The 12103-nt window shown below is 56.5% G+C and carries 10 protein-coding genes; 9 read left to right on the forward strand and 1 reads right to left on the reverse strand.

Annotation, left to right across the window (positions count from 1 at the left end; all coding sequences use genetic code 11):
• The 9 genes from A2V21_311730 (at position 1) to A2V21_311770 (ending at position 11744) form a co-directional block, all read left to right on the forward strand.
• Positions 1 to 1158 (forward strand): hypothetical protein, encoded by a 1158-nt coding sequence (locus tag A2V21_311730; protein ID OIJ74872.1) that lies wholly within the window; start codon positions 1 to 3, stop codon positions 1156 to 1158.
• Positions 1158 to 2141, forward strand: a complete 984-nt coding sequence (locus A2V21_311735; protein ID OIJ74873.1) for a hypothetical protein — start codon at positions 1158 to 1160, stop codon at positions 2139 to 2141. The genes A2V21_311730 and A2V21_311735 overlap by 1 nt, the downstream gene beginning before the upstream one ends.
• Positions 2138 to 4129 (forward strand): UDP-N-acetylglucosamine 4,6-dehydratase, encoded by a 1992-nt coding sequence (locus tag A2V21_311740; protein OIJ74874.1) that lies wholly within the window; start codon positions 2138 to 2140, stop codon positions 4127 to 4129. Before A2V21_311735 ends, A2V21_311740 begins: the two co-directional genes overlap by 4 nt.
• Positions 4130 to 5035, forward strand: a complete 906-nt coding sequence (locus tag A2V21_311745) for a hypothetical protein (GenBank protein OIJ74875.1) — start codon at positions 4130 to 4132, stop codon at positions 5033 to 5035.
• Between the two features lie 525 nt (positions 5036 to 5560).
• Positions 5561 to 6343, forward strand: a complete 783-nt coding sequence (locus tag A2V21_311750) for a hypothetical protein (protein ID OIJ74876.1) — start codon at positions 5561 to 5563, stop codon at positions 6341 to 6343.
• Positions 6343 to 7911, forward strand: coding sequence for a hypothetical protein (locus A2V21_311755; protein ID OIJ74877.1), 1569 nt, complete (start codon positions 6343 to 6345; stop codon positions 7909 to 7911). Before A2V21_311750 ends, A2V21_311755 begins: the two co-directional genes overlap by 1 nt.
• Positions 7908 to 9707: a hypothetical protein gene (locus A2V21_311760; GenBank protein ID OIJ74878.1), complete on the forward strand. Its 1800-nt coding sequence runs from the start codon at positions 7908 to 7910 to the stop codon at positions 9705 to 9707. The genes A2V21_311755 and A2V21_311760 overlap by 4 nt, the downstream gene beginning before the upstream one ends.
• Positions 9688 to 10608, forward strand: coding sequence for a hypothetical protein (locus A2V21_311765; protein ID OIJ74879.1), 921 nt, complete (start codon positions 9688 to 9690; stop codon positions 10606 to 10608). The genes A2V21_311760 and A2V21_311765 overlap by 20 nt, the downstream gene beginning before the upstream one ends.
• Positions 10605 to 11744, forward strand: coding sequence for a hypothetical protein (locus A2V21_311770; GenBank protein ID OIJ74880.1), 1140 nt, complete (start codon positions 10605 to 10607; stop codon positions 11742 to 11744). The genes A2V21_311765 and A2V21_311770 overlap by 4 nt, the downstream gene beginning before the upstream one ends.
• Before the next feature lie 171 nt (positions 11745 to 11915).
• On the opposite strand, the gene A2V21_311775 is transcribed toward A2V21_311770, so the two are convergent.
• Positions 11916 to 12095, reverse strand: coding sequence for a hypothetical protein (locus tag A2V21_311775; GenBank protein OIJ74881.1), 180 nt, complete (start codon positions 12093 to 12095; stop codon positions 11916 to 11918).
• Between the last annotated feature and the right edge of the window lie 8 nt (positions 12096 to 12103).

The following is a 12103-nucleotide window of genomic DNA, read 5'->3' on the forward strand; positions in this document are numbered from 1 at the left end:
ATGTTTGAGCTGATCTTCTGGGCCGGTCTTTCGGTCCTGGTCTACGCGTACATCGGGTATCCGGCTGTCCTTTTCGTCCTCAGCCGGGCGCTCAAGAGTGAAATGCCGACAGAGGGCGCCCCGGCTGCTGGCCTTCCTACTGTAGCCGTCCTCATAGCCGCTTACAACGAGGAGAGGAATATAAGGGCGAAGATAGAAAACGCGCTCGCAATGGAGTACCCGGGGAGCCTGCTCAATGTCTGGGTCGCCTCCGACGGCTCGACCGATTCCACAAACGCGATAGCGAGGTCTATGGCCGCGGAAGACCCAAGGCTACATCTGATCGAGTTCCCGCGCACCGGGAAGTCCGGGGTCTTAAACATGGCCATGCGCCCTATAAAGAGCGAGATAGTCCTCTTTACCGACGCGAACACGGAATGCGCAAGGGACTCTCTCCGGCTCATCGTGAGGCGTTTTGCCGACCGGCGTGTCGGATGCGTATGCGGGAGGCTCGTCTACAGGAACCCCGGCGGGATAGTCAGCGGAAAGGGCGAGAGCGCCTACTGGAGGTACGAGACCGCAATAAAGAGGCTTGAAAGCCGGCTCGGCTACATCTCCGGGGCGAACGGCGCGCTCTACGCCATCAGGCGGCGTCTCTTCGAGCCGCTGCCGGCCGGGACCATCAACGACGACTTCATTATCTCCATGAGGGTCGTGGCCAGCGGTTACATGAGCGTATACGAGGTGGGCGCGGTCGCTTACGAGGATGTCGCGATGAACGCCGCGGGGGAGTTCATGAGGCACGTACGGGACGGGGCAGGGCACTATATAGCCGTCTGGCATCTCGCTTCCCTCCTCAATCCGCTGCTTGGCTTGAGGGCCTTCATCTACTGGTCGCACAGGGTCTTCAGGTGGGCAGCTCCATTTATCCTCCCGGCCCTTTTCATCATGAACGCCTTCCTTCTCGACAGCGCGCTATACAGATGGACCTTCGCGCTCCAGGCCGCTTTTTACGGGGCCGCGGCGCTTGGGCTCATTGGCCTGCAAAGAAGAGGGCTGCCTTTTCTTGTCCACGCGCCGTTTTATTTCTGCAACCTCAACCTTGCGCTCTTCATCGGCTTCTTGAAGGCCGTATCCGGCAGGCAGAGGATGACATGGGAAAGGACTGAGAGGGCTTGATGGTCTTTCTTTATGCCGTTATAGGACTTCTGGGCGGCGCTGCCGGCGCGGCGCTTGTATACAGGTTTGGCCGTGCCTTCGGTCTTGTGGATATGCCTAATGAACGGAGTTCCCATACAGAGCCCACGCCGAGGGGCGCAGGCCTCGGCATAGCTGCCGCGTCTGTTGCCGCCGCGAGCCTCCAGGGTGAGCCGCTCCTTGCCTTCGCGCTTGCCTCTGTCGGGGGGCTTGGCCTTGTCGAGGACATGGCCGGCCTGTCCATTAAGGTCCGCCTTCCGGCGCATCTTGCCCTGTCGCTCTTGCTCGCTATATCTGCCCTCGGCCTGCCGGAAACGTTCCCGGGGCTCGGGGTAGTGATCTTCTGGGTGGTATTCCTCGCCGGCACAGCTAACTTCTACAACTTCATGGACGGCATTAACGGCATGGCAGGCCTCATGGGTGTAGCTGCCTTTGGGATGCTGGCCCTCTACGCCTATCTTGCCGGCGCGGGCCTCTTCGCGCTGGCGCTTGTCCCCATCTTCGCCTGCCTGGGCTTTCTGCCGTTCAACCTCCCCAGGGCGCGGGTCTTTATGGGGGATACCGGCAGCCTGTCGCTGGGCTTCCTCTTCGCCGCCCTCGTCATGAGGATGTCTGCCGGAACAGGGTCGTTCATGGGCATGGCGGCCTTCCTGGGCATCTTCTATGCCGACGCCATTATCACCATAGCCGTAAGGCTTGTGAAGGGCGATAACATCTTCATGGCACACAGGGGCCACCTCTATCAGTACATCTCCAACGAGCTTGGCGTGGCGCACTGGAAGGTCTCTTTAGGCTACGCCAGCGCGCAGGCGGCCCTCGGCGCGGCGGCGCTGTTGTCGTTGCCGGGCGGGGGCGCGCTCCGTCTTGCCGCCGCGTTCGCGCTCCTCGCGGCGGTTGTCTACAAGTCGATAAAGTGCCTGCCCTCGAAGGGCAGGGCAATCCAGAAAACAGAAGGTAATCTATGAAAAAGAAGGTCCTGAGTATCCTCACCCCGAGCCCTGCCAAAAGGCTCTCATTTTTCTTCATGACGGACGTACTGGCGCTGGCCGCGACCCTGTATCTTTCGTTCCAGCTTAGATTCGACTTCGCCATGGACGCAGAGCGCTGGCGCGTCTTTCTCTACGCGCTCCCGTTCTTTATCGTGGCCAAGCTATTCGTCTTCGGCTCGTTCAGGGTCTACAGGATGACATGGAGGTATGTGGGGTTAGAGGACATGCTGAGGATACTCAGCGCGGTAGCCGTCGCTGAGCTTGTCCTGATGGTAATAATGCTGCTGCTCCTGCCAGAGATGCCAGGACTTAGCCGGCGGCTGCATCCGGGCGCGCCGACTCTACCCAGGTCGATCTTCCTCATAGACGGGGCGCTCTCGATACTCTTCTTCTCCGGGCTCAGGATATCGAAGAGGGTGGTACTCGACATACTGCACAAGAACCTGAAGAGGAGGAACTGCAGGAAGACCCTGATAATAGGGGCAGGGGACACGGGCGAGATGATACTGAGGGATATCCTCAGGCAGAAGAGGCCGGAGTTCTGCCCAGTGGGCTTCATAGACAATGACAGAAATAAGATAGGCTGTTCCATCCACGGCCTAAGGGTGCTCAGCGGCATGGAAAGCTTGAAGGAGGTCATAACTGTCCACAAGGTAGAGCTGGTCATAATAGCCATCCCGACGCTCGGCCGCAAGGAGCTCAAGGCCATCTTCGACACCGCCAGGGAGCTCGTCGATTCCATAAAGATAGTCCCAAGGATATACGACTTCCACCAGCCGACCATAAACCTCAAGAGCCTTGAGGAGATAAAGATCGAGGACCTCATCGGCAGGCAGGCTGTTGAGATAGACCGAGAGAGCGTTACCAGGTTCATAAGGAAAAAAGTGGTCCTCGTAACCGGCGCGGGAGGGTCGATTGGCTCGGAGATAGTCCGGCAGGTGGCCGCCTACCAGCCAGAAAGGGTCGTCCTGTTCGACATCGATGAGACCGAGCTCCACAACATGGAGATGGCGCTGAGGAGAGCATATCCGAGGTATTTCAGGGCAAGGAAGAACGTCCCTGGAGTGGCGGCGATGAACACGCCTGAAAAGTTCGCTTTCGTTGTCGGCGACGTCAGGAACCGGGAGAGGGTAAATGCGGTCATGAGGGCATACAGGCCGGATATAGTCTATCACGCCGCGGCCTACAAGCATGTGCCGATGATGGAGTCCAACCCGGAGGAGGCCGTCAGGGTCAATATGTTCGGGACCTACGAGATGGCCAGCGCCGCCGTCGCTCACGTGGTGAAGAAGTTCGTCATGATCTCCAGCGACAAGGCCGTGAGGCCGACGAGCGTGATGGGCGCGACCAAGAGGATGGCGGAGAACATATGCCGCTCCTTCGGAGGCGGCGATACTTCCTTCGTCTCTGTTCGCTTCGGCAACGTCCTCGGAAGCCGCGGAAGCGTGCTGCCACTTTTCATGGACCAGCTGAGGGCCGGCGGCCCGCTCACGGTCACCGACAAGGAGGTCAAGAGATACTTCATGACAATACCGGAGGCGACCTCGCTGGTGCTGCAGGCTTCTGTTATAGGCAGGTGCGGTGAGATACTCGTCCTCGACATGGGCAAGCCTGTGAGGATCGCCGAGCTCGCCGAGGAGCTTATAAGGCTTAACGGCCTCGAACCCTACAGGGACATAGATATCGAGTTCGTGGGCCTGAGGCCGGGCGAGAAGCTCTATGAGGAAATATTCACGAACGAGGAGATACAGGGCGCGAGCGCCCACGAAAAGATATTCATGGCCAGGAACACGAGGCGGCATCAGCTCGGCGAAATAGAGCGGATACTTGGCGAGTTCGAGGACGGTATGGAAATGGACGGCTCGGGCGAGACGTTGAGGATGCTTCTCAGAAAATACGTTGAGCATATGGCCGAGGGGAAGGGGCACCTGAGGCCCGCGTCTTCACAAGGAGGTATCTACTAAATGGGATCGGAAGGGAAGGCTCTCGAAAAAGAGATAAACCTCGTCGATTACTGGCAGGTGATATGGGCGAGGAAGCTCTTGATAATCATGGTCGCGGCCGTCTTGACGGCCGTGACCGCCATTTACTCGCTTACGATAGAAGACATCTACCAGGCCAGGGCGGTAATAATGCCGGTGAACCGGAGGGCCGACGCCAACTCCGGCCTCTCCACGCTCGCGCAGCAGTTCGGAGGGCTCTCTCTGCCGGCATCGGCGTCTTCATCCGAGATACTTAGCCTCCTTAAGTCAAATCAGCTCCGCGAGCGCGCCATTAACGAGTATGGACTTATGCGGGAGCTCTTTCCCGTGAAGCCTGACGGAGAGAGGGCGGCTGGCTACACCGGATTGATCAAGGCAGCCATGGCCGCGGTGAGACCTGGAGCGAAGGCGGGCATGGGGAGCGCCCCAACTGTCTGGGACGGCATAAGAAAGCTCGATTCCATGCTGACGATAAATTTCGATATAAAGGAGAACACGATAACCGTAACATCGAGGCACACCGACCCCAGGGTAGCGGCAAAGGTCGTGGAGAGCATGCTGGCAGCGCTAATGGACCACATGAGCGGCGAGGCGAAAAGGATAGCCAGGATAAACAAGAAGTACCTCGAAAACCAGCTCTACTCTACCGCGGACCCTATCATCAGGCAGAAGATATACAACCTCATAGCACAGCAGATAGAGACGTCGATGATGTCGGAGATGAAGGAGAACTTCGCCTTCACTATGATAGACTCTCCAAGGGAGCCTGACAGGAAGGTATTCCCGGACAGGAAGAAGATAGTCAAGATAGGCTCGCTCATTTCTTTATTTACCGGGATATCTTTCGGATTCCTGGTCGAGTACAGGGGCAGGCGCAAGTCGCTTTAGACTCTACTGTCTGTCATGGGGAGGGTTAAAAAATAAGGGGCCGCTCCAATCCGCGCTGCCCCTTATATTATGGCGGAGCGAGGTGGATTCTATCGTTCCTTGCTTGCGTTCTACCGGGATTAGAATTATGGTTATAAACTTGATGGTCCGTTTGAATAAAAAGCTGTAACGTGCCATTCTGTCGGTTTTTTTTAAAATCCTAGTGGTCTTTTTCTAATCTTGGCCCCATTCGTCTATTCCTTCCTTTTCTCCCCTTAAATCAATGCATGCGGCATGGTCATCCCGCCTTATTGTCTGGAAAAATATGTTGTTTTCTGTTATCTTCGCACCCTATTTAGGATCGATCCCCTTGATAATGCCTATAGCGCCGATATGAGCTTGAAGTCTTACCCGTCATCTTTGAGGAGCAGGTCAGGATGGTCAGAGCTGCTTGAACTGAAAAGGACGTTCGAGCCGCACGTCCATCAGATAGAGCCTACAAACAGCTGCCCCTATTCGTGTATTATGTGTCCGAGGCCCGCCCGCATGGAGCGTGAGGTCGGGTTTATGGATATCGAACTCTTCCACAAGATAATCGATGAGATATCCGGTTTTTCAGAGCCGGTCCGAAAAAAGGAGATAGAGCTTTTCCATTTCGGAGAATCGCTCCTCCACCCTCTGATCGACGAGATGGCCGGATATGCCTCCGGTAAAGGCCTGAATATCACCCTTTCCGTAAACGCCCCGGAGCTTTCCCCCCGGCTGCTGGATAGGCTTGCCGCAAGCGGCCCATGCAGGATCATAATATCGTTCGACGGGTACGACGAAGAAAGCTATAGGGAGATACGCGGGAAGGGCGCGGATTATGAATTGGCCTTGGCAAACCTTGAATATGCCGCGGGCCTTGTAAGATCTGTCCTTGCCGGCACAAAGATCTCCGTCAGGATAATACGCCTCAACAGGAACAACCCGCGGATAGAGGACTTCAGGCGCCATTGGGAGTCCCTTGGGCTTCCGGTAGAGGTGCGCGAGTTCTTCCCGTGGACTGAAAAAGAGCTTACATCCCTTGGTCTGGTCCAGAAATACCCGCCTTTCATGCCCTGTCCCTTTCCCTGGCAATATCTTGTCGTGCAATGGGACGGCACCGTCGTGCCGTGCTGCAGGGATTACAACGGCGTCAATCCCATGGGTAATGTCAGGAGCTTATCCCTTAAGGAGATATGGAACAGCGCGCTGTACGCTGACTTCAGGAGGCAGCACCGCACCGGAGAGTATGGCGGCAACGCTTTTTGCAGTGAATGCATGAATATTTTTTACACAGAGGGATAGTGCTGGAGTCTGTTTTACAGAGGGGAGTCGCCCCTGAAGCGTCTGTCAGGGAGACCGTTTGCGAGGTCTTTGAGAAGGCCGTTCGTCACCATGGGGCAAATCCGCTCATAATCTTCGACGACGGCAGCTCTTTGAGCTACTCTGATGCCGGTGCTCTTGCGGCAGATATCGCGGGGCGATTGCAAGGCGTTGGCGTTGGCAAGGGCGACAGGGTACTCTCGGTTTCCGCCGCATCTGCTGAAGCGGCGCTCGTATTCTGGGCATGTATGCTTATTGGCGCGGTCTTCATCCCGGTGGACGGCCGCATACAGCCCGATAAGCTCTCCAAGGTCTTCAAAAGCACAGCCCCAAAAATAGTCTTCACAGGCCATGGATGGGCAGGCGCGTTTTCGGGTGTCAAGGTCGTCTCGTATTCCGCGGAGAGCGGCGTGGCGCATGGATCCCGGTTTCACGAGTTCCTTGATGAGAGTGGCTCTGATTACCGTCCGGAGCCCGTCTCGCCAGCGGACGACGCGGTAGTCCTTTTCACCTCCGGCACCTCTGGCGAGCCAAACGGTATTGTGCTCTCTCATGGCGCGCTTTCCGGAAGCGCGCGCCTGATGGCCGAGACCTATCAGTGGGGGCCCGAAGACAGGGTCTTCTCTATCGGGGATTTTCATACCATGAGCGGGTTGAGAAACACGTGTGTCGCGACATTCTACCCCGGGGCCTCTTTCATAATCGCTCCCCAGGACTTAAGGGCAAGCGGCCCTGCATGCTCGGTCCTCATGGAAAGACTTGGCGCGACAATATTATGCGCTGTCCCGGCCTTCCTCGCCCAGTTCACCAGATTCCAGGAGAAGATATCAGGCGGGTTTGCAAAAAGCCTCAGGTTTGTCATGTGCACGGGGACTCTCCTTACGCCCTCTATCGTTGAATCTTTTGAAGAGCGCTACAAAAGGAGAGTGTTGAATTATTACGGCCTGACAGAGACATCCGGGCTTTGCATAGGCGTTATTCCGGGGATGAAAAGGGAATACCCGGGCTCAATCGGCGTGCCTCTCGGCTGTTCGGTCATGATTGCCGGGCCTGACGGCAGGGAAGCTGCTCCAGGAGCCGCGGGAGAGCTTTTCATACGGACTGAGAACATCATGAGCGGCTATTATAACGACCCGTCCTTGACGGAGAAGGCTATCGTTGGCGGCTGGTTCAGGACAAAGGATTTCTGCCGCCAGGAGCCTGATGGCTCGATAGAGCTTCTGGGGCGCGTTGATGACGCCTTCAAGGACCTGAGGGGAGAGCTTGTGCACCCATCCGAGATAGAGTCGGTCCTTGAGGCTTCTCCCCTTGCGCTCGAGGCTGCGGTCTGCGGCTTTGAAGCGGAAGACGGCCGCCCCGCGTCGGCGGCTTTCGTAGTCGCCAGTGAGAACGGGGTAGATGAAAAGGGGCTTGCAAGCGAATTGCGCCGCCAGGCGTTCGCCGCGCTTGGCCCTTACAGGACACCCGCTATTTTCATGGTCGTTGACTCGCTCCCAAGGGGGACGAACGGAAAGATACTTAGAAGAAAACTGAGGGAGACACTGCCATGAGCCGTATCGTATCTGTCTTTGAAAACGCTGAAACAGTGAAGCCGGGAAAGCCCATGATGGTGACATCCGGCGGCGAGCTCACGTACGGAGCGCTCCTTGAGCGCACGGCGAGGCTTACGGGACTGTTAAGAAAAGACGGCATATCAGCGGGCGACAGGGCTATAGTGTCGAGCAGGGATGACATCGAGGCCGTTTGCGCCTTCATAGGACTCGCGCGTAACGGCATAGCCGCCGTGATGCTCGACGCGCGCTTGCCTTCCCCGGAATGGTCTGCTCTCGCGGAGGCGGCGAAGGCGAGATGCGCCTTTGTCGATGCTGATATCATTGGGCGGGCAGAAAAGACCACAGCTGTGTATGGGTTCGCCAAGACGGTCACAAAGGCCGGCATGCTTGGCAGGCTGCTTAAAAGGGAGAGGGCCGAGTACCCATCGTTCCTAGAAGGAATAGAGCCTGCCGACCCGCCAGGCGAGGTCGATGGAAGTCTCGACGCGTACATAATGTTCACTTCAGGGACGACCTCGCGCCCCAAGGGTGTAAGAATAAGCCATAAGGCCCTTTTTTCCCATCTCGGCACCCTTTCAAGGCAATTCGGCCTATGCGATGGGTCAAGGATACTGAACGTCCTGCCGCTAAACCATGCGGACGGTTTCGTCCAGGGACCACTGGCTGCCCTCTATAATCGCGCCACCGTATACAGGCCGATGGAATTCAGCATACAAAGGCTTACGGAACTCATGGACGCTGTCTACAGGGACCGGATAACCCACTTCGTCGCTGTCCCAGCGATGCTCTCGCTCATCCACAGGCTCGGCCAGGGCTCTGAGGAGAGCTTTACCACGGGGGACTTGCTGGCCGTCATCTCCACCGCCGGGTATCTTGAAAAAGAGCTCTGGGAGGGGTTCGAAAATAAGTTCATGGTCAGGGTGTCGAATGTCTACGGGCTTACGGAGACCGTGGCAGGAGGGCTTTTCAGCGGCCCCGGAGACGCTGACCGCCGTGTAGGGACGGTTGGAAGGCCTGTGGACTGCGAGGCTATGATAGTCATCGAAGACGGCTCTCCCGCACCGGACGGGGAGCCTGGCGAGCTGCTTTTAAGGGGTGATAACGTCATGACCGGATATTTCGAGGATGACGAGGCAACAGGCCATGCGCTAAAGGACGGCTGGCTTCGCACAGGCGATATCGCGGTAGGGGAAGACGGTTTCTTCAGGATAGCCGGGAGGAAGAAGAACATCATCATCACCGGCGGACTGAATGTCCAGCCGGAGGAGGTTACCGAGGCCCTAAAGTCCCACGCCGATGTCCTGGAAGCGGTCACCTTCGGCGTCGAGGACAATACCTGGGGAGAGCTGGTGGCCTCCTGCGTAGTCCTCTCGCCCGGCGCGCGCGTTGGCCCTCCCGAGCTTGCTGATTGGTGCCGGGCAAGGGTGGCGCACTACAAGGTGCCCCATCGCATACATGTCTTTCAGGAACTTCCGAAGGGGCCTTCAGGCAAGGTGATCGTACCGGTGGCAAAGAAGATGGCCATGGAAGCCGGTTCGTCGGAGAAGACGTCCGGCAATTCGATCAGAGAGAAGGTATTGGGCGCCGCCGCGTCCACCTTCAAGGCGCCGGTCCATGAACTCTCAGAGTACTCGACCGCAGCGGATGTGGCGGGCTGGGACTCGCTTGCCCACCTTCAGTTCGTGGTTGCCCTTGAAGAGGCCTTTGATATAAGGCTGGAATCGGCTGACATAATCAGGATCGAGTCTATAGGCGAGGCTGAAAGGATTGTAGGTGAGAAGCTCTCGGTCTGAGGCGCGCCCGCTCCTGTGCGCGCCGCCGCTATATGTATGGTTCATCGTCGCTGCCATGCTGGCAGCTCTTTTTTTCGCAAGCCTGCCAGCCTTCAACCGCTATAACGTCGATGAAATTGGATTTTCTGAGGCCTCTGCCGGCAGACTCGGCTCTTTTCGGGGAAGGCATGGGGAAAAAGGCTTGAGGGTGCTCGCCATCGGCAGCTCTCTTATGGGAAAGGCGGTCTTTTTTGACGGCAGGATGGAGGCGCTGGCCAAGAGGCAGGGGCTCACGGGGATCGAGTTCATGCGCATCAGCCGTCCCGACGGCGACCTCTCTACCTTCATGCCGCTTTTGAGCGATATGGCGGAGGCCGCGCCGGATATTATCCTGATCGAATCAGACAGCGTTTTCTACGACCGGCATATGGTCAAGAACGCCTTTGCAAGGGAGTACATGAGTTTTCTAAAGGCCATGCTCATGGAAAGCCTCAAGTCAAAGAGGCCGGTATTCCCCAAGCCGGAACAGGTCTTCATTGAAAATGACTTCGACCTTCCCGTAAAGTCTCGCCTGAACAAGGTGTCGCTCGACGAGACCCTCCTTAAATGGGATCAGAGGTCTTTGGCCGATATCGAAGAGATAGCCCCTTTTTTTAGCGATTTAGCGCGTAGAGGCATCAAGGCCGTGCTGGTCAGCATACCAAGGCATCCGGAGTTTGAGAGGCTGGCGGGAGGCCATGGCCCGGAGACCGCTGTGCTCCAAAAGAGGCTTGAGCGTTATTACGGCGTTAAATCGATAAGCTTTCAAGGTGAGGCCGGGGCTGAATGCTACTCGGACCATGCCCATCTCAACGGAGAAGGGCGCTTGAGATTTTCACTCTGGCTTATAGAGGTGCTTAAAGGGGGCAGAGGCGTAGTATGAACCTGGTCTCTGTTCAGATGCTCGGCTGGATAGCGGCGACGGTCGTCATCTTTTGGGCCGCTCCGCGTAGTCTTCAGCCCTATGTAGTTGCCGCTTCAAGCGCCCTTTTGCTTCTGTTCTTCTCGCCTGTCTCTCTCGCGGTGCTCTCTGTTTTTACCGTTCTTGGCTATGTCCCGATGAAATACGGGCGGCGATCGGCGGCAGGGGCGCTGGCAGCCGGCGGCGCCGTTGCGGCAATATTTCTATGGTTCAAGTCAGGGACCGCTTTTGGCGGGCCGCTTGTGCCGCTGGGGTTCGGGTTTTATACGCTGAGAGCCCTTCATTACTCGCTGGACTCAATAAAACGAACGCTCCCGCCGCATACCTTCGGGCAGTTTTTAAGCTACATGTTCTTTCTCCCGACCGTTATCGCCGGTCCCATAAACAGGTTTCAGGATTTTCACAGGGAGCTGTCGCGAAGGAGGTTTGACAGGGGGCTTTTTTCAAATGGATGCGAAAGGATCCTCTATGGTTTTTTTAAGGTCGTCGTGCTCGGCAACTACGAGGTCTCTCATATATTGCGCCTCAGGATCGAGGCCATGGAAGCGCGCCATGAGGTCCTTGCCTCATACCTTGACTGCGTCAGATACGGGCTCAACCTGTATTTTCAGTTCTCCGGATACTCGGATTTGGCCATCGGCTTTTCGATGCTCCTCGGCTTCAGGATAGCCGAAAACTTCAATTACCCTTTTCTCGCGCGGAACATAGGCGAGTTCTGGAAAAGATGGCACATAACGCTTTCGAGCTGGTGCAGGGATTATGTCTACAAGATGGCCCTTTCCGCGAGCAGGCGGCCATGGGCCGCGGTAATGGCCTCAATGCTTGTTCTCGGGCTCTGGCACGAGCTGTCTCCAAGGTATCTTGCCTGGGGGGTCTATCACGGCGCGGGCATAGCGGTATGGCAGGGCTTCCAGAAGGTGAAGCAGGGTATTCCGGATATTCCGATGATGAGTTTTGCAGGATGGAAGTACATAGCGGATGGAGCTTCTTATCTGCTGACTATTAACTTCGTGATACTCGGCTTTGCTATAACCAAGGAGCCTGACCTGGCTTCAGGGCTTAATGTGCTTGGAAAAATACTTTTTTTCTGGATTTGAGGCATGTACGGGTTCTTAAGAAAGTTTTTACCAAAAGCCACAGCAGATGCCCTCATCATCTTCTGGTACATACTGCTTATATTCCTTGTGATAGCGCTTTCTCATGGCGGACACGGCGAGTTCAGGTATCTTAATATATGAACGTTGGACTTCACCCGGTTTTGTAGACAGTTATTCTTTGCCTGAAGAAGCCATCTCGACGTCGTAAGGGCTGACATGTCCGAGGTGGCTGTGACGCCTGGTCCTATTGTAGAAGATCTCGATATAGTCGAAGAGGTCGGCTTTCGCCTCCTCCCTGGAGAAAAGAAAAGATATTTTAGGCACTGGATGCGCCACGGCAGGAAAGAGCAACCCCGGTC

The sequence above is a fragment of the Deltaproteobacteria bacterium GWC2_55_46 genome (assembly GCA_001595385.3).
Lineage (GTDB): Bacteria > Desulfobacterota > GWC2-55-46 > GWC2-55-46 > GWC2-55-46 > UBA5799.

Bases quoted from the DNA above. Each gene is read 5' to 3' on its own strand.
- A2V21_311745 (OIJ74875.1), top strand. From the start codon at position 4,130: ATGGGATCGGAAGGGAAGGCTCTCGAAAAAGAGATAAACCTCGTCGAT.
- A2V21_311770 (OIJ74880.1), top strand. From the start codon at position 10,605: ATGAACCTGGTCTCTGTTCAGATGCTCGGCTGGATAGCGGCGACGGTC.
- A2V21_311760 (OIJ74878.1), top strand. From the start codon at position 7,908: ATGAGCCGTATCGTATCTGTCTTTGAAAACGCTGAAACAGTGAAGCCG.
- A2V21_311750 (OIJ74876.1), top strand. From the start codon at position 5,561: ATGGAGCGTGAGGTCGGGTTTATGGATATCGAACTCTTCCACAAGATA.
- A2V21_311735 (OIJ74873.1), top strand. From the start codon at position 1,158: ATGGTCTTTCTTTATGCCGTTATAGGACTTCTGGGCGGCGCTGCCGGC.
- A2V21_311730 (OIJ74872.1), top strand. From the start codon at position 1: ATGTTTGAGCTGATCTTCTGGGCCGGTCTTTCGGTCCTGGTCTACGCG.
- A2V21_311740 (OIJ74874.1), top strand. From the start codon at position 2,138: ATGAAAAAGAAGGTCCTGAGTATCCTCACCCCGAGCCCTGCCAAAAGG.